Consider the following 18,479-nt stretch of genomic DNA (forward strand, 5'->3'; position numbering starts at 1 on the left):
AGAAAAAGACTGCTGTAGATTCCACAAGGGATTTGCAGCAGTTTTTTGTATAAAAAAACTCTGACCAGCAGAGGCTATTCTGCGATCAGAGTAAAAAAATAATGCCCAGAGCCGGAATCGAACCAGCGACACGAGGATTTTCAGTCCTCTGCTCTACCAACTGAGCTATCTGGGCATGTCTCTTTCGAGTACTTTGTTACTTTAACACATTTATGTAGAGAATGCAAGGAAAAAATAAAAAAAGCAGATGTTTTTCTGAAAAATCTGATTTTCAAAAAAACATCTACAATATTATGGCTACAGATTTATCTGGCAGCAAGATAGATTTTTTCCATATCTTTCATGTTCAGCTGTTTGAACACACCGATGGTACGGGTGTCTTCAAAGCTGCATTTAAACGCTAGATCATGGATCTCCTTTTCTGTAAGATCAAGACCAAGCTCATGAAGGCTGGTAGGCATCTGGATGGAACGGAAATAATCTTCCATGGCTTCTATGCCGGCAAGAGCAGTTTTGTTGAAGTCGATACTGCAGGGAATGTCAAAGATATTGACTGCAAACTGGGCAAAGCGTTCCGGATTTGCATCATAAACGTAACGTGCCCAGCTTCCCCACAAAGCGGCAAGACCGGCTCCGTGAGCCACATCGTAGGTGCCGCCCAGTTCATGCTCCAGCTGGTGACAGGCCCAGTCACCACTGCCGGTTCCGCAGCCGGTAAGTCCATTGTGGGAAAGACTGCCGGCCCACATGATCTCTGCCCGTGCAGTATAATTATCCGTCTCCTTCATCAGGATCCGGGAGTTATAGATCACGGTCTGCATCAGAGATTCGCTGATACTGTCGGTGATCTCCATGGTTTCGATATTTACAAAGTACCGTTCCATAGTATGCATCAGGATATCCACACAGCCGCTTTCGGTCTGATATTGCGGCAGGGTATAGGTGAGGCGGGGATTTAAAATAGCAAAACGTGGGCGGCACAGATCGTTGCGGGCACTACTCCGTTTCAGCCAGCCCTCTTCATTGGTGATCACACAGGATCCGCTCATTTCACTTCCGGAAGCTGCGATCGTCAGGATAACGCCTACAGGAAGACAGGCTTTTGGGGTTTCGGTGCGGAGAAAAAAGTTCCATACATCTGTATCCGGATTGGCAAGTCCATAGCCGATGGCCTTGCAGGAATCAATAACGCTGCCACCGCCAACAGCCAAAAGAAAATCAACCTGTTCTTTGCGGCAAAGCTCAATACCCTCACGTACCTTGGAGAGACGGGGATTGGGAACCACACCGCCAAGAGTGACATAGGAAATTCCAGATTCATCCAGAGAAGATCGGATCTCATCGATCAGACCGGAGCTTACTGCACTGTGGCTGCCATAATGGATCAGTACTTTGTTGCAGTTCTGCTCTTTTAGAACAGTGCCGATCTTAAGGTGTGTATCTTTTCCGAAAATAACCCGGGTAGGGGTAAAATATTCAAAATTTCTCATAGAGATTAGGCTCCTTTTTATGATTCATGATCTATTGATAAATATAAGGAATCCGTTTCCTTACAGGTCAAGCAGATATTTATGATCCCGCAGGGGTATCATCTTGATTCATTTAATTGGTTTAAAGTCGTTATAATAATAGCATAGAAGAGAAACAGACGCAAATAAAAGCTATTGAAAAAAAGGTGTAATTTTGGGGGAATGTGGTATAATGACTTCTGTGAAGGAAAAGTGACCTGATCACAGAAACAGACCAATGCGAAGCGTATATTATAGAACAGATCCAAACGAAGAAGAAAGCAGGTGTCTGAAATGGAGAATATCATTATCATAGGAGCAGGTCCGGCCGGGATCTCGGCAGCACTTTATGCGGCAAGAGGAAATATGGATCCGCTGATCATAAATACAGGGATCGGTTCACTGGAAAAAGCGGAGAAGATCGAGAACTATTACGGACTGGAACAGCCGCTGTCCGGCAGAGAGCTTTTCGAAAGAGGTCTTGCCCAGGCAAGAGCACTTGGAGTACGGATCCTGGATGCCCAGGTTGTGGGAATGGGTGGTTTTGATACTTTTGAGGTGAAAACTACCGCAGGAGATTTTGAGGCACGCAGCGTGATCCTGGCAACCGGAAGCAGGAGAGCTTCTGCCAGGATTCCGGGAGTAAAGGAATTTGAGGGAAAAGGTGTCAGCTACTGCGCAGTATGTGACGCATTTTTTTACAGAGGAAAAGAAGTGGCAGTGCTTGGAAACAGTGATTTTGCTCTTCACGAGGCGGAAGAACTTTCTCATACCGCTTCCCGTGTGACGATCTTTACAGATGGAAAGAAACCGGAATTTTCAAGAGAAAATCCGCTTCCGGTTAACACCATGAAGATCCAGGCGATCGAAGGGGATGAGCGTGTTTCCGGCATCCGCCTGAAAAGTGATGTGTCCATGCAGGAAGCAGGTACCGGAGCAGATTCTTTTGTGCCGGCAGAGGGAGTCTTTGTAGCACTTGGTACAGCCGGAAGCTCGGAGATGGCCCGCCAGATCGGAGCGGAACTGAATGAAAAAGGAAATATCCGGGTCAATGAAGAGATGGAGACTACAGTTCCGGGACTGTATGCAGCAGGTGATTGCACCGGTGGACTTCTCCAGGTGGCAAAAGCTGTTCATGACGGTGCCCAGGCAGGACTTTCCGCCTGTCAGTATGTGCGGAAGCTTCTGAAGGCGTAAGCATAAGCTGATACTAAAAATAAATACAGGATCAAGGAGGAATTTTATCATGGCAAAAGTTTTTACAACAGACAATTTTGAAACTGAGGTATTAAAGGCAGAAAAGCCGGTACTGGTAGATTTTTGGGCAACCTGGTGCGGACCATGCAGACGTCAGGCTCCGGTCGTGGAAGAGCTTGCAGAAGCCGGATATGAGGTTGGAAAGGTTGACGTAGACAAAGAGCCATCACTGGCACAGCAGTACAAGATCATGAGTATCCCCACACTGCTGGTATTCAAAGAAGGAAAAGAGACCGCACGTTTTGTGGGACTGACATCAAAGACAGAGCTTGAGGCAGCGCTTCAGTAACCAAAACAGAAAACAGAAAAAACAGATACAGCTCTGGGAACCGAAACGGTTTCCAGAGCATTGTTGGCTTACTGAAAATTTAGACAAGGGTTAATCAAAATATGGATGAGAAAATAATAAAAAAGAATGCAGTGCCTGTGATCGCGGCAATGATCACAGCGCTGGCCTTTTCTTTTACGGGCCTTCCAATGGATGGAAATACTTCTGTAGAAAAAATGAGCGATGTTTATAATGGATTGGGATGCACGGGCTTGCTTGCATGGATCCTGCTTCTTATTTTATACGTGAAAGGATGGGAGGGCTACCGGAAATACAGAAACTGGCAGGCACATGTTTTGGCAGTGATCTTTTCGGCGGGAATGCTTCTTGGAACTTCTTATTTTACAAATGGAAACTGGGATTTTCTGTTTGGCGCAAAGAAACAGATCCTGATCTCAGCCGGATGCTTTATAGGATTTTATATTATCTGTGATATGGGAATCACTTATTTCTGGAGGATTCCTGAGATGGAGTTCTTCCGAAAGGCCTGCGGGCGTATCCCGGCCAGAGAGGAAGAAGTAATGTGGTTCCGCCTGGCAAAGATATCTATGATCATTGGATGGACACCGTTTATCCTGGCATTTCTCCCAGGTTCGATCCCGGCAGATGGATTTCGGCAGCTGGATGTATTTTTGGGAGCTATGCCGCTGGACAATCATCATCCATGGGTCCTGACGATGATCATGGGTGGACTGCTGACACTTGGAAAAACTATCTGGTGTTATAATTTTGGAGTATTTTTGATCGTCATTGTGTTTACTTCTGTGGAAATCTGGTGTTACAGTGCGGTAGTCCGCTATCTGTACAGATGGAAGGCTCCAAAATGGATACTTTTTGGTACTGTTCTGCTGTTTGCATTTGTTCCCATATTTGGAAGCTATGCCCAGGCAGTGATCAAAGATGGATTATATACGGCAGTCATTACTTTGTATTTTGCAGTGTATATAGATATTTGTCATTCCTTTTCCAAGAGAAAGGCAGTATATTTATTTCTTCTGGGAATCAGTGTTTGTCTTACCCGAAATAATGGCATTCATCTGGTCCTGCCTTCTTTGATCCTTTTGTTTTTCTTCCTGGTAAAGGGCGCGAGGAAATATGCATTTATTGTAGCTGTCTGTGTTTTTGCCTGTTATCTGGGCGTAGAAAAGGGGGCAGCACCTGCCCTTGGCGTGGCACCTGGATCCCGATGTGAAATGCTTTCGGTACCGTTTCAGCAGACTGCCCGATATCTGAGAGAATATCCGGATGATGTAACCGCAAGTGAGAAGAAAGCGATCAACAGGATCCTGGATTATGATGTTCTTGCCGAGAAGTATAATCCGGAACTGTCGGATCCTGTGAAAATTACATTCAGGTTCAGAGATGATGATAATGATCCTAAATTGGATGGATACATGAAAGATTATTTTAAAGCCTGGTTTGCCATGTTCTGTCGTCATCCGGGAGTATATGTCCAGGCGACATTGAATAACACCTACAGCTATAATGATCCGTTCCATATGGGAAGAGGACAGCAGGGCGTGTACCGGTTCTACATAGATAAACTGTATCAGAAGAAATCCGGGATCGATGTCAGTTATGTTGGGCCAAAAAAAATCCAGTATATATTCCGGCTTTATGATGAATTATGGATGCGCGCACCTGGCCTGGGACTTATTTTAAGTGCAGGAACGTATACCTGGCTTACTCTGTTGCTGATGGGATATCTTCTGGTGAAGAAGCAATGGAAAAAACTCCTGATCTTTGCCATACCGGTGCTGAATATACTGATATGTCTTGTGTCTCCTGTAAATGGGATGATCCGTTATATGTGGCCGGTAATGACTATTATGCCGATGCTGTTCTGGTGGATCCTGCAGCCGGCACCTAAAACATCTTCAAATTAAAAAGTATTCATCATTTCATAAAGACGTCTTTTATCCAGAATGCGGATCGATCCCCGTGAGATCTGGATAGAGCCGTCTTTATTCATTTTTTTAAGGCTGCGGCTGACAGCTTCTCTGGCACTTCCGATGGAGCGGGCGATGGCTTCCTGTGTGAGAGCGAGCTCATCGGAACCGGTATCTGCAGCTTCATCCAGAAGAAAGGCTGCGATTCTCTGAGTCAGGGTCATAAAAAATGTCCGTTCGATTCCTGCGATCACATCTGAGAAATGTTCAGTTGTCCGTTTGTAGATGAAATTTTCCAGATAGATATTGTTTTTCATCAGCCGGGAAAAAGGAACTGCCGGAAGCAGAAGCAGATCACAGTCTGTTTCTGCATCGATCTGTACATCAAATGTAATGGCAGAAAGCATGCAGGAGGCGGAAAGAGTGCAGATGTCACTGTCCCTTAAACGGTAAAGGGTTGCTTCTTTTCCCTGAGCGGACAGTAGATAAACACGGAGAACTCCCTTCAGAAGAAAAAGAGTTCCCAGGCACTGGCGCTCTTCAGACTGTATGGCAGCACCTGCCGGGTAATGAAGCTCGCGAATGTTATCAAGAAGAAAATTCCGATCTTCTTCCGTCATATGTTCCCAGAAGGGAAACGCCTGAAAATAATTCAGACAGCTGTTTCGATCCATAAAAAGATTACTCCTTTATAAAAATATATAGTACTCATTTTAACGCTGTTTGGATGGAAATACAACAAAAACGGCATTTTTGCGGCAGGAGGGAAATCCCTGTTTGTTACTGTTCACTCCGTTCTCAGCAACACGCTTCGCGATGCACAGAATTTATGCTGATCGCATAAATTCGCGCGGTATGTCTCGGGTTTTCTGTGACCTTCGCTCACAAAAAACACCTCGCGGAATATTACCAGTGAACAGTAACCCCTGTTTTTCTATTTACATCCGGTGGCGGGAACGTTATAATCATAAAGCGAAAAGGATCAACAGAGAAATAATGAAAACTGCCGGGGAAAGAAATTATCCGACAGAAGTTAGGAGAATATAAAATTTGAAAATCTTACTTGCAGCATGCAATGCAAAATATATCCATTCCAATCTTGCGGTATATAACCTGAAATCCTGTTCCGGAGAATACAGCTCCAGGGTTGTGGTCAAAGAGTATACGATCAATCAGATCAGGGATGACATTTTAAAAGATATTTATCTGGAGCAGCCGGATGTGGTCTGCTTTTCCTGCTATATCTGGAATATTTCCTTTGTCAGGGAGCTGGTGCCGGATCTTAAGAAAATCCTTCCACAGGTGGAGTTTTGGGCAGGAGGCCCGGAGGTATCCTACGATGCGGTGGAATTTCTGAAAAAGAATCCTGCGTTTTTTGGAGTGATGGTGGGAGAAGGAGAGGAAACCTTCCATGAACTGGCAGGTTATTATATAGAAAGAAAACAGGAAACTTTGAGCGGGATCCGCGGAGTAGCTTTTCGTGATGAAAACAAAGGCAGGGATATTGTACACACGGGCTGGCGGGAATTGATGGATTTAAGTAAAGTTCCGTTTGCATACAGCAATCTTACAGAGTTTAAAAACCGCATTATTTATTATGAGAGCAGCAGGGGATGCCCCTTTTCCTGCAGCTACTGCCTTTCTTCCATAGATAAGAAGCTTCGGTTCCGTGATATTGAGCTTGTAAAAAAGGAATTGCAGTTTTTTATTGATAATAAAGTTCCTCAGGTCAAATTTGTGGATCGTACCTTCAACTGCAAGCATGACCATGCCATGGAGATCTGGAGGTATATTACGGAGAATGATAACGGGATCACCAATTTTCATTTTGAGATTTCAGCAGATCTTCTCCGTGCGGAGGAGCTGGCGCTGATGAAAACCATGCGTCCGGGCCTGATCCAGCTGGAGATTGGTGTACAGTCCACCAATCCTCAGACCATCAAAGCCATTCGTAGAACCATGGATTTTGAAAAGCTGAAAGGGATTGTAGAGCAGATCCACAGCTTTGGAAATATCCACCAGCATCTGGATCTGATCGCAGGACTTCCCTATGAGGGATACGACAGCTTCCACAAGTCCTTCTGCGATGTTTACGCACTGCGTCCGGAACAGTTTCAGCTTGGTTTTCTGAAGGTGCTGAAGGGCTCACACATGATGGAAATGACAGGGGAATATCAGATTCTTTACAAGGATCGGGAACCCTATGAGGTACTTTCCACAGCCTGGCTGACCTACGGGGAGATTTTAAGGCTGAAAATGGTGGAAAGTATGGTGGAAGTGTATTATAATAGTGGGCAGTTCAAAAATACCCTTGTATTTCTGGAGAAGTATTTTGACGATCCTTTCCGGATGTATGAGGCACTTGGCAGATTTTATGAGAAAAAAGGATACTCGGAGATCTCTCATTCCAGGATGAGGCGCTATGAGATCCTTATGGAGTTTGCCGGAGAACAGAAAGAGATCCCGTCGGAAGCACTTTCCGATGTAATGCTCCTGGATCTTTATCTTCGAGAGAATTTAAAGAGCAGGCCATCCTTTGCTTCAGACCAGAAGCCGTATGAGCGGCTGATCTGGGATTACCGGAAAGCGAAAAAAATCCCGAAAACCGCCCATATCGAGGTGTTCCGGGATGGAAAGAAGCTTCTTTTTGATTATACAGACAGGGATCCTTTGACCAACAATGCGCAATTAACGGATATTACAGATGAGGTGAATGATAATTATGGGAATGTTTGATCCGAAAAAAAGAAAAGTGATCACAGCGATCATCGCAGTTATTCTGGTACTGGCAATGGTAGTTCCGACTGTGCTTTCGCTGATCATTTATTAAGGCGGCAGTTATGAAACTTGGAAAAAAAGCACTGGAGGCGCTTCAGGCAGAGATAGACGGACGGCTTATGCCGGGAGACGAGCTGATCGTGGCAGGCCCTGTGGCAGCAGAAGGAACTGCATGGATCACAAAGAATTATCATGACAGGCTGCGGGAGTTTTTTGCAGAACGGTTTCTCGAGGATGCTGTAAAGCTTCCTGAGGTTTACGGAACAGGAACAGAGAATGATAAAATTTGGAAAATGGCGGAAGAATCCGGAGCCAGTGCCCGATATCGGATGGGAGAAGGCGGCTTTCTTGCTGCCCTCTGGAAAATGGCGGAGGCATCCGGAGTAGGTCTTAGTGCAGATCTTCGAAGTGTGCCCATCCGACAGGAAACCATAGAGATCTGTGAGATCCTTGATGTGAATCCGTACAAGCTGCTTTCCGGCGGAAGTATTCTTATGGGAATCCATGGCGGTGATGCGTTTGTGCAGCAGTTGCGGCGAGAGGGGATCATGGCAGCAGTGATCGGGCAGACCGATTCCGGAAATAACAGGCTTCTTTACAGCGGCGGAAATGCCAGATATCTGGAACGCCCGGCAGAAGATGAGACCAAAAAGCTTGGCTTTTTGATCTCATGAGCAAGCAGCGAAGCGGATTGCGAATGCATATTTTGTATATTTAATGCTATGTAGAAAAGAGGAAAAAAATAAATGGGAGTTTTGAATATTGTGCTCCATGAGCCGGAAATTCCGGCAAATACAGGAAATATCGGAAGAACCTGTGTGGCAACAGGAACCAGGCTGCATCTGATCGAACCGCTTGGTTTTCGCCTGAATGAAAAGGCCATCAAGCGTGCAGGTATGGATTATTGGGAACATCTGGATGTGACCAGATATCTAGACTATGAGGATTTTCTCAAAAAGAATCCGGGAGCAAAGATTTATTACGCAACCACCAAGGCACCTCAGACTTATACAGATGTGCAGTATGAGGATGACTGTTTCATTATGTTTGGCAAGGAGAGTGCGGGAATCCCGGAGGATATCTTGGTAAACAATCAGGAAACCTGCGTGCGAATCCCGATGATCGGAGATATCCGTTCCCTGAATTTAAGCAATTCAGTTGCCATTGTGCTTTATGAGGCGCTGCGACAGCATAATTTTACGCATATGAATCTGGAAGGCCACCTGAGAAATTACGATTGGAAATAAGCCTGCAAAGAGTAAATAAAAACCGCTGATCCGGAAATACTGTAGGAGATATTGAGAGATATTTCTTTTACAGCCTTCCGGATCAGAGGTTTTTTGATGTTTTATTTTGCTTTTTCCAGTGTAAAGATAAATTCTGTTCCAACACCTACGGTGCTGATCACATTGATATTCTGCTTATGAGCGTTGATGATCTCTTTTACAATGGCAAGGCCAAGCCCGGTACCCTTGCGGTCTTTTCCACGGGAGACATCGATCTTATAGAAACGGTCCCAGATCCTGGAAAGACTTTCCTTTGGAATTCCGCTTCCATGGTCTTTGACTGAGACAAAAACCTTGCCATGATTGACTGTGGTTTCCAGTGTGATAGAAGAATTGTCGTTGCTGAATTTTACTGCATTGTCCAATAAATTGTACAGTACCTGCTGGATCTGTTCCATATCTGCACGGACAAAAAGCTCTTTTCCCGCAAGGAGGAGCTCCAGACGGATGTTTCGTTCCGAACAGGTTCCCTCAAAGGTGGCGGCTGTGGTACGGATCGTTTCATTGATATCAAAACGCCGCATATGCATCATACGCTTTTTGACATCCAGTTCGTTTAAGGTAAGGAGACTTCGGGTAAGCTTCTCCAGACGGGTGGATTCAAAAGCAATGACTTTCAGATAACGTTCCTGCATTTCCGGTGGGATGGTACCGTCCAGCATGGCTTCCACATAGCCTTTGATGGAGGTCAGAGGCGAGCGGAAATCATGGGACACATTGGAAATGAATTGTCGTTGATACTCTCCGTTTTTGTTTAGCTTGTCTGCCATGTAATTCAGGGAGTGGGAAAGATATCCCATCTCATCTTCAGAATCTACGGGGATCGTGTAGGTAAGATTTCCGTTGGCAAATTCCAGGGCACCCTTTAAGATTTCTTTCAGAGGTTTGTGGACCCTGTAAAAATAGATCAGAAGAAAACTGAAAAACAGTGCATAGATCACAATAAAGATCAGGACCATAACCTCTACGATATTGCTGCGGCTTTCGTAGAGGTTTTTCATAGGGTAGTGGATCACCAGATAACCAGTCACCAGATCCGTATCTTTTATGGGAACGACTGTGCTTAGCTGTGTGGTTTTTAATGTCCCGTAAAACGTACCGGAGGAATAGCAGGTATCTTCGTAATCTTCCGGTCGGAAGTTCCTGACGGTGATATCACCGGAATCAGAGGACTGCTGGTTTGTGTTTATCAGAACGTTCCCATCTGTATCCATAACCCAGAAATCTGCATTTTGAAAGGCTGCTGCAGAGGAAAGAGCCAGGGTGAGGGATTCGTTTTTGGGGTTTTTTACAGCCTGACGAAGTTCATTTTTGGAAACCAGTTGGCTGGCAGTGCGGTAAAGGGACTCTCCGGTAGAGCGCTCCAGCCTTTTTTCTACCAGGTAGGAGCCACCGGAGGAAAGCAGCAGAAAGCAGATTCCGCCCAGCATAAAGTACAGGATCAGCAGTTTAGTATAAAGATGCTGTTTCATGAATCCTTTACCTCAAATTTGTAACCGATCCCCCAGACTGTGGAAAGAGCCCAGTTTGGGTTATCCTTGATCTTCTCACGGAGACGTTTGATGTGAACGTCTACGGTTCTGGTATCGCCAATGTATTCATAGCCCCAGATGTGATCCAGAAGCTGTTCTCTTGTGAAAACCTGATTGGGAGAAGCTGCCAGGAAATAGAGAAGCTCCAGCTCCTTTGGCGGCATATCGATCTGGTGTCCCATATAAGTTACAGAATAGTTGGTCAGGTTGATCACCAGATCCGGATAGGAAACACATTTTTCCTTTGGTGCGGCAGACGGAGATTTTACATGAAATCTGCGCAGTACCGCACGGACACGTGCCACCAGCTCTTTGGAGTCAAAAGGCTTGATGATGTAATCATCCGCTCCAAGTTCCAGTCCCAGGACTTTGTCAAAGGTTTCTCCCTTGGCGGAAAGCATAATGATCGGTACATCGGAGGTGTGACGGATCTCACGGCATACCTGGTATCCGTCAATGCCCGGAAGCATGAGATCCAGAAGGATCAGATCCGGGTGAAAAATATGGAACTGCTTCAGGGCTTCCTCGCCGTCATTTACGATCTTAGTCTCAAAGCATTCTTTTGTGAGATAGAGAGCAACCAGCTCTGCAATGTTGTTGTCATCGTCAACAATGAGGATTTTCTGTTTTATAGCCATGGCTTCAGCTCCTTTTTATTTCTTGAATTCTACAATGGTCACGCCGGCATCGCCTTCTCCGAATTCGCCGAGACGGAAAGAAGCTACGTGCTTTTGGCGCTTCAGGTAATTGTGGACACCTTTGCGGAGGGCACCGGTACCTTTTCCGTGAACGATACGGACGGATTTCATGTGTGCGATATAGGCGTCATCCAGATATTTATCCAGCTCTGCAACTGCCTCATCTACGGTTTTCCCCAGAAGATTGATCTCTGTGGAAATGCTGGCTGCCTTGGACATACGGATCTTTCCGGCGCCGGTACGCTGCATGGACGGAGTGGTGATCACCGGCTCGTCCACAAGCTCCAGATCGGAGATATGAACCTTGGAACGGATGATACCCATCTGCACAAAGAGATATCCTCTGGAATCCGGATGACTGGAAACTGTTCCCTTGAGATTCAGGCTGAGCACCTTTACGGTATCGCCAAGAGAAAGATCGGATGGCTTCAGCTGTTTCTTTGGCTTTTGCTTCTGCTGCCTGGAAGACATTCCATTTTCGGCTTTTGACATACGTTTTTTCAGGTTCTGGCGCTCTTTTTCCACGGAAGCGGTATCTACGTGATCCTTCTGGAATTTATGGAAAAGCTTCATGGTCTGATCTGCGTATTCCTTGGTATCGCGGAGAATCGCATGTGCCTGTTCATTGGCTTCTCTGAGAATCCGCTCTTTACGTTCATCCAGTTTTTCTTCTTTTTCCTGAAGGGATTTTTTCAGCTCTTCTACCTGTTCTTTGTAACGGGCAATTTCAGCACGCTCGTTTTCGATGGTGACGCGGCTCTGCTCCAGGGATGTCAGAACATCTTCAAAAGATTCATCCTGCTCGCTGATCTGTTCCTTTGCTTTGTCGATGATGAAATCCGGAAGCCCCAGCTTGGAAGAAATGGCAAATGCGTTACTTTTTCCCGGAACACCGATCAGAAGGCGGTAGGTCGGACGTAAGGTTTCCACATCGAATTCACAGCAGGCATTTTCCACACCTGGAGTGGAGAGGGCATAGATCTTCAGTTCGCTGTAATGGGTGGTTGCCATGGTACGGATACCCTGCTCGTGAAGATGTGACAGGATCGCAATGGCAAGAGCGGCACCCTCGGTAGGGTCCGTACCTGCACCAAGCTCATCGAAGAGGACCAGGGAATCCTGATCTGCGGATTTCAGGAAGGAAACCACGTTTGTCATATGAGAGGAGAAGGTACTTAAGGACTGTTCAATGCTCTGCTCATCTCCGATATCAGCATAAACCTCGCGGAAAAGTGCAAGTTCGGAACGATCCAGCGCCGGGATATGGAGACCCGACTGTCCCATCATGGTAAGAAGACCTACGGTTTTCAGAGAAACAGTTTTACCACCGGTGTTTGGTCCGGTGACAACCAGGAGGTCAAAATCATCCCCGAGACGGATGTCAATAGGAACGGCTTTTTTCTTATCGATCAGTGGATGACGGGCCTGGCGAAGCCGGATCCGGCCTTCTGTGTTGAAAACAGGTTCACTGGCGTTCATGTCCATGGCAAGTGCGGCACGGGCAAAAATAAAGTCCAGCTGTACCATGATGGAAAGATCTGCGTGAATAGCCTCCAGCTCAGCAGCTACCTGCTGGCTTAAGGATGCAAGGATCACTTCGATCTCTTTCTGCTCTTTCAGCTCCAGCTCGCGGATATCGTTGTTCAGCTTGACAACAGCCATGGGCTCAATGAAAAGAGTGGAACCTGTGGCGGACTGGTCGTGAATCATACCGGGAACCTGGCCTTTATATTCAGCCTTTACCGGGATACAGTAGCGGCCGTCGCGCATGGTGATAACGGAATCCTGAAGATAATTCCTGGCACTTCCTGCAACCAGAGAAGAAAGCTGGGTGTGTATCCGGTCATTGGTGGCCTTGATGCTGCGGCGGATCTGGCGAAGCGTGCTGCTGGCATCGTCACTGATCTCATCCTCGGAAAGGATACAGCGGCGGATCTCTGTGCTGAGTGGTGTCAGAGGTTCCAGTGCCGCAAACATTCCGTCAAGGGAATCGGTCATTCCGTCATCACGGTCACTTCTGGAATAGGCCTTTACACGACCGGTATTCTCAAGAAGACTGCAGACAGAAAGCAGCTCCGGTGCATTCAGGGCGCTGCCAACAGTAAGACGTTTTAATGTGCCACGGATGTCCTTGACACTGCCGAAGGAAATGCCGCCTTTTTTGAACAGGCGTGCAAGGGCATCGTGTGTCTGCAGCTGCATGGACCGGATCTCTTCAATGTCTGTGGAAGGGGTAAGCTTCCGACAGAGATCCTTTCCCATGGGGGAGGAGGCCTTGTCTGTGAGCAGATCTATGATTTTATAGTATTCAAGTGCTTTGTATGCTTTTTTGTTCATTGTTGCTGTAGTTACTCCTTTTTGTTACTTCTGTTGATTCCGTGTTTTTCTGCGTAACACAGGATATGCAAAAAAACACTTCGTTTCCTATTTTACATGATTTCCATAGCAAAGGAAAGTAAAATGTGTTATGATACTGAATAAAGCCCGGAAGTAAGTGGAAACTGTGCAAAAATGCCAGAAAGCCCGGACCGGGATGCGGCCAAAGATCATAAAGAAAGTCTGGCTATGAATGCAAAGTGTGAAGCGGATGTGTTCGTGAGTATGTCTGCTTTGAAAGTAAAAAGAACAGAAAGGCAAGAATTTTATGCGTTTTTTAAATGAATTACATGAGGGAGACAGAGTAAACGGGATCTATCTCTGCAAACAGAAACAGGCAGCTACAACGAAGAATGGCAAGCCCTATGAGAATCTGATCCTTCAGGATAAAACAGGTGTGATCGATGGTAAGATCTGGGATCCCAATTCTCTGGGAATTGATGAGTTTGATACTCTTGATTACATTGAGATCATGGGAGATGTGACAAGCTTTGCAGGCGCCATGCAGCTGAATATCAAGAGAGCACGCAAGGCAGGAGAAGGGGAGTATGATCCGGCAGATTATCTTCCTACCAGTGAGAACAGTGTGGATGATATGCAGAGCCAGCTACGAGAGCTTATCAACAGTGTGAAGAATCCCTATCTTTCCCAGCTTCTGAAGAAGCTCTTTGTGGAAGATCAGGAATTTATGAAGATATTTGAGGGACATTCTGCAGCGAAGACCGTACATCATGGCTTTATCGGCGGGCTGATGGAGCACACTCTTGGAGTGACCCGTCTCTGCGATTATATGGCGAATGCATATCCACTATTGAACCGAGATCTTCTGATCACAACCGCACTTCTTCATGATGTGGGCAAAACGAAGGAGCTTTCTGCTTTTCCGATGAATGATTATACAGATGAGGGACAGCTTCTTGGACATATTGTGATCGGGGCACAGATGGTGCATGATCTTGCAAAAGAGATCCCGGATTTTCCGGAGAAGCTTGAAAATCAGGTGATCCACTGTATTCTTGCACATCATGGTGAGCTTGAGTACGGTTCTCCCAAGAAACCGGCACTTGCAGAGGCAGTTGCCCTGAATCTGGCAGACAATACAGATGCAAGGATGGAGACACTGACAGAAATTTTTCACGCAGACAAAGGCAAAAAAGAATGGCTTGGTTTCAACCGGCTTTTTGAGTCCAATTTAAGAAGAACAGGAGATATTTAATACATGGAATTCCGTAAAAACGATATACTCACTTTAGATATAGAGGATTGCGGAGTTGACGGTGAAGGTATCGGGAAAGCCGATGGCTTCACCGTTTTTGTGAAAGACGCCGTGATCGGAGACCGGATCAAAGCCAAGATCATCAAGGCAAAAAAGAACTATGGCTATGGCCGCCTGATGGAGGTGATCACACCGTCTCCATACCGTGTGAAACCTGTCTGCTCTATTGCCCGCCAGTGCGGAGGATGCCAGCTTCAGGCATTATCCTACGAGCAGCAGCTGAAATTTAAAGAGAAAAAGGTTCGTGGACATCTGGAAAGAATCGGAGGTTTTCAGAATCTTGATATGGAACCGATCATGGGGATGGAAGACCCCTATCATTATCGAAACAAGGCACAGTTTCCGGTAGGAAAAAATAAAGACGGAAAGATCATCACAGGCTTTTATGCAGGAAGAACCCACTCCATCATTGATAACCGAGAATGTATTCTGGGAGTGAAACAGAATAAAGAGGTTTTGGACCGTGTGATCGGACACATGGAAAAATATCATGTACAGCCCTACGATGAGGCCACGGGAAAAGGTCTTGTACGTCATATTATGATTCGTTACGGCTTCCATACAGATGAGATGATGGTCTGTCTGATCTTAAACGGAGATAAGATCCCTGCAGAAAAGGCTCTTGTGGAATCACTCTGTGAAATTCCGGAAATGACCAGCATTACCATCAATGTTAATAAAAAACGGAACAATGTGATCCTGGGTGATCAGCTTCGCCTCCTTTGGGGACAGTCCTATATAACGGACAGCATCGGAGATATTTCCTATCAGATCTCTCCCCTGTCCTTTTTCCAGGTCAATCCCATCCAGACCGAAAAACTGTATGGAAAGGCTCTGGAGTACGCCGGCCTTACGGGAAATGAAACTGTCTGGGATCTGTACTGCGGAATCGGAACTATCTCCCTGTTCCTGGCCCAGAAAGCAAAATTCGTCCGCGGCGTGGAGATCGTACCACAGGCCATTGACAATGCAAGAGAGAATGCGAAGCTCAATGGCATTGAGAATGTAGAGTTTTTTGTCGGAAAAGCAGAGGAAGTGCTGCCGAGAGAGTATGAGAAGAATGGCGTTTATGCAGACGTTATCGTGGTAGACCCGCCACGGAAGGGCTGTGATGAGGTACTTCTGAATACGATCCTTAAAATGAAGCCGGAGAGGGTTGTGTATGTGAGCTGTGACAGTGCGACACTGGCGAGGGATCTGAAGGTGCTGTGTGCGGAGGATTATGAACTGGTGCGGGTTTCTACTACTGATATGTTTCCGCAGGGAGTCCATGTGGAGACTGTGGTTCTTTTGTCCCAACTGAAACAAAAGCCGGCATGAAGGTTTCCAATCTGTATATCTCACAGGTAAAGAGAAAATGCGGAATTGAGGTTGGAAAGAATTATAATTTACCTAAAAATGAAGATAGCAGGCAACCGCAGTGTCCAGAAGATAAAGAGAGTGCAATTGTGGAGGCATTGAAGCATTTTAAGATGAATAGTTAATAAAGAGAGGTCAGATGCTATGCCAGGTATACTCGTGGTTGAAGATGATGAAAATTTAAATCGTGGAATTACATTTTCACTGAAAAAATCCGGATATGAGGTTTTTTCAGCAGAATCAGTGAAAAAAGCGAAAAGAATTGCAAGTGATAATAATGTGGATGTTACCATTTGTGATGTGAATCTTCCGGATGGGAATGGACTGGAATTTGTAAGGTGGATGAGATGCAATTATAATACATACATTATTTGTCTTACAGCACTAGATCAGGAGATGGATCAGGTCATGGGATATGAAGCAGGGGCAGATGATTATATTACAAAGCCGTTTAGTCTTTCGTTACTTCTTTTGAAAATAGAAGCACATTTCCGCCGCAGACAGGAGAAAACGGAAGCCGGAAAGATGATTTCGGGAGATATCGTATTTATCGCAGGAGAAATGAAAGTCCTGATAAAGAGTCGTGAAATCAGTCTGACAAAAACGGAGTTGAAAATGCTGACTTTTTTTCTTCAGAATCCGAAACAGATTCTTTCAAAAACACAAATATTGGAAAATGTGTTTGATCTGGAAGGGGATTTTGTGGATGAAAATACAATCGCTGTCAATATCAGAAGACTCCGTGAGAAAATTGAAGACAATCCGGCTGCACCGGTCTATATAAAGAATATCAGAGGTCTTGGGTATATATGGAATCAGGAGGTAAGGCAGTGACAAAGAGATATCACAGGAAACTCACATCAGCCTTGTCTTTGGTATTGCCGGTCATATTAGTGTTTGTAATATTAAATTGCTTTACCACGTATGTGTTTTATGAAGATTATAAATATAAAATGAATCTTATGACAGAGATTGCTGCAAAGGAAGAATTTTCCGGGCTGGATGCTGTTTCGGAATTGCTTAAGGATAAGGATATTGAAACTAACGAACAGGGAAGGCGATTATTGGAGCAATATGGATACTGGGGGAATAAAGGGAATGCATTTTATTCGCAATTCCGGCATCAGGTTATGGTGACCGGTGCTGTAAGCATTGTGATATGCGTGCTTCTTTTGACTTTTTTACTTTATTGGAAGAAAAAAGAAGATGCGTGTCATCAGAAAATTTTAGACCAGTTGGAAGAAATTCTGATCAGATTCCGTGAAAATAAATTTGATGATTTACTGAAAACGGAAAATCATGCAGAACTGGAAAAATTGAATGACCAGCTTGAAGCAATCGGACATCATATTCAGTTGATAAAGGAAGAAGCAAGGGCAGAAAAGGAGAACACGAAAGAAATGGTTTCTGATATTTCTCACCAGTTAAAGACACCGGTTGCAGCTTTGGATACATGTTTTAGTGTGCTGATGCAGAATGACTTAAGTGCCACAGAACAGGAGGAGTTTCGTATCCGTTGTCGGAGTGCTCTGGATGGACTGGAGACATTATTGCAGTCGCTTCTTGAAATATCCAAGATGGAAACTAGACTGATTCAGATTAATAAGAAAAAACTTCCGCTTATGGATACTGTCATATCTGCTGTGAACCGCACTTATCCTAAAGCGGATGAGAAAGAAATTGAATTCGTTTTTGACTATGAAAAAGAGCTGGAAACATGCACGATTATGCAGGATAAAAGGTGGCTTGGTGAAGCTGTGATCAACGTTCTGGATAATGCGGTCAAGTACAGTCCGTGTGGTTCAAAAATATTTATCCGGTTACAAAAAAGAAACGATCTTGTAAGAATGGAAATTGAGGATCAGGGAATTGGTATTCCGCAGAATGAGTATCACAAAATTTTCCAACGATTTTACAGAGGAAGTTCCAAGGAGGTCATGGAAAAGAGTGGTACAGGAATCGGACTTTTTCTATCGAGAGAAATTATCGAAAAACACGCAGGTACGATTACGGTAACCTCCGGCAAAAAGAAAAAAGGAAGCACGTTTGTGATTCAATTACCATATGTTGGTTAAATTTTAAGTGAGCAGAAATCTTACAATTCTGTAAGATTTCTGCTCGTTTTTTGAAAGTGAAATGAAAGATTGTCCTGATACAATTTGGATGTAGGTTGAAAAATGACCAAATATATA

At 45.1% G+C, this 18,479-nt stretch carries 15 protein-coding genes and 1 tRNA gene; 10 read left to right on the plus strand and 6 right to left on the minus strand.

The features are described 5' to 3' along the window. Positions 1 to 102: 102 nt before the first annotated feature. Positions 103 to 175 (minus strand) — tRNA-Phe (locus LI091_RS12400). Between the two features lie 130 nt (positions 176 to 305). Then, complete coding sequence (locus tag LI091_RS12405; RefSeq protein WP_265191198.1) at positions 306 to 1,490, minus strand: iron-containing alcohol dehydrogenase; 1,185 nt, start codon at positions 1,488 to 1,490, stop codon at positions 306 to 308. 312 nt (positions 1,491 to 1,802) lie between these two features. On the opposite strand from LI091_RS12405, the gene LI091_RS12410 reads away from it, so the two are divergent. From LI091_RS12410 to LI091_RS12420, 3 genes are all read left to right on the plus strand, one after another. Continuing rightward, positions 1,803 to 2,705 carry an NAD(P)/FAD-dependent oxidoreductase gene (locus LI091_RS12410; RefSeq protein ID WP_021651805.1) on the plus strand — a complete coding sequence of 301 codons (903 nt, stop codon included), beginning with the start codon at positions 1,803 to 1,805 and terminating at the stop codon, positions 2,703 to 2,705. Positions 2,706 to 2,754: 49 nt separating this feature from the next. Continuing rightward, positions 2,755 to 3,054, plus strand: a complete 300-nt coding sequence (gene trxA, locus LI091_RS12415) for a thioredoxin (protein WP_021651804.1) — start codon at positions 2,755 to 2,757, stop codon at positions 3,052 to 3,054. A gap of 101 nt (positions 3,055 to 3,155) precedes the next feature. Continuing rightward, positions 3,156 to 4,979 carry a DUF6020 family protein gene (locus tag LI091_RS12420; protein ID WP_227574209.1) on the plus strand — a complete coding sequence of 608 codons (1,824 nt, stop codon included), beginning with the start codon at positions 3,156 to 3,158 and terminating at the stop codon, positions 4,977 to 4,979. Here LI091_RS12420 and LI091_RS12425 read toward each other — a convergent pair. After that, positions 4,976 to 5,656 carry a Crp/Fnr family transcriptional regulator gene (locus tag LI091_RS12425; RefSeq protein WP_021651802.1) on the minus strand — a complete coding sequence of 227 codons (681 nt, stop codon included), beginning with the start codon at positions 5,654 to 5,656 and terminating at the stop codon, positions 4,976 to 4,978. The genes LI091_RS12420 and LI091_RS12425 overlap by 4 nt on opposite strands. A gap of 376 nt (positions 5,657 to 6,032) precedes the next feature. On the opposite strand from LI091_RS12425, the gene LI091_RS12430 reads away from it, so the two are divergent. From LI091_RS12430 to trmL, 3 genes are all read left to right on the plus strand, one after another. Continuing rightward, positions 6,033 to 7,718 carry a B12-binding domain-containing radical SAM protein gene (locus LI091_RS12430; protein WP_265191199.1) on the plus strand — a complete coding sequence of 562 codons (1,686 nt, stop codon included), beginning with the start codon at positions 6,033 to 6,035 and terminating at the stop codon, positions 7,716 to 7,718. 104 nt (positions 7,719 to 7,822) lie between these two features. After that, positions 7,823 to 8,434: an AIR synthase-related protein gene (locus tag LI091_RS12435; RefSeq protein WP_110103447.1), complete on the plus strand. Its 612-nt coding sequence runs from the start codon at positions 7,823 to 7,825 to the stop codon at positions 8,432 to 8,434. Between the two features lie 72 nt (positions 8,435 to 8,506). Then, the gene (gene trmL, locus LI091_RS12440; protein ID WP_015524365.1) at positions 8,507 to 9,007 is read left to right on the plus strand and encodes a tRNA (uridine(34)/cytosine(34)/5-carboxymethylaminomethyluridine(34)-2'-O)-methyltransferase TrmL; all 501 of its coding nucleotides are present in this window, start codon (positions 8,507 to 8,509) and stop codon (positions 9,005 to 9,007) included. Between the two features lie 101 nt (positions 9,008 to 9,108). On the opposite strand, the gene LI091_RS12445 is transcribed toward trmL, so the two are convergent. The 3 genes from LI091_RS12445 to LI091_RS12455 are packed head-to-tail and all read right to left on the minus strand — an operon-like array spanning position 9,109 to position 13,613. After that, positions 9,109 to 10,518: a sensor histidine kinase gene (locus LI091_RS12445; RefSeq protein WP_110103446.1), complete on the minus strand. Its 1,410-nt coding sequence runs from the start codon at positions 10,516 to 10,518 to the stop codon at positions 9,109 to 9,111. Continuing rightward, entirely contained in the window at positions 10,515 to 11,216 is a 702-nt protein-coding gene (locus tag LI091_RS12450) for a response regulator transcription factor (RefSeq protein WP_110103445.1), read from the minus strand. Before LI091_RS12450 ends, LI091_RS12445 begins: the two co-directional genes overlap by 4 nt. 15 nt (positions 11,217 to 11,231) lie before the next feature. Beyond that, a complete protein-coding gene (locus LI091_RS12455) occupies positions 11,232 to 13,613 on the minus strand; it encodes an endonuclease MutS2 (protein ID WP_227574207.1) in 2,382 nt (793 codons plus the stop codon). 307 nt (positions 13,614 to 13,920) lie between these two features. On the opposite strand from LI091_RS12455, the gene LI091_RS12460 reads away from it, so the two are divergent. From LI091_RS12460 to LI091_RS12475, 4 genes are all read left to right on the plus strand, one after another. Next, positions 13,921 to 14,868, plus strand: coding sequence for a 3'-5' exoribonuclease YhaM family protein (locus LI091_RS12460; protein WP_015524370.1), 948 nt, complete (start codon positions 13,921 to 13,923; stop codon positions 14,866 to 14,868). 3 nt (positions 14,869 to 14,871) lie between these two features. After that, entirely contained in the window at positions 14,872 to 16,248 is a 1,377-nt protein-coding gene (gene rlmD, locus LI091_RS12465; protein ID WP_265191201.1) for a 23S rRNA (uracil(1939)-C(5))-methyltransferase RlmD, read from the plus strand. A gap of 183 nt (positions 16,249 to 16,431) precedes the next feature. Beyond that, positions 16,432 to 17,121, plus strand: a complete 690-nt coding sequence (locus LI091_RS12470; RefSeq protein ID WP_265191202.1) for a response regulator transcription factor — start codon at positions 16,432 to 16,434, stop codon at positions 17,119 to 17,121. Then, the gene (locus LI091_RS12475) at positions 17,097 to 18,362 is read left to right on the plus strand and encodes a sensor histidine kinase (protein WP_265191203.1); all 1,266 of its coding nucleotides are present in this window, start codon (positions 17,097 to 17,099) and stop codon (positions 18,360 to 18,362) included. Before LI091_RS12470 ends, LI091_RS12475 begins: the two co-directional genes overlap by 25 nt. The last annotated feature ends 117 nt before the right edge of the window (positions 18,363 to 18,479 follow it).

The organism is Blautia sp. MSK20_18 (genome assembly GCF_020553125.1).
GTDB lineage: Bacteria > Bacillota > Clostridia > Lachnospirales > Lachnospiraceae > Blautia_A > Blautia_A fusiformis.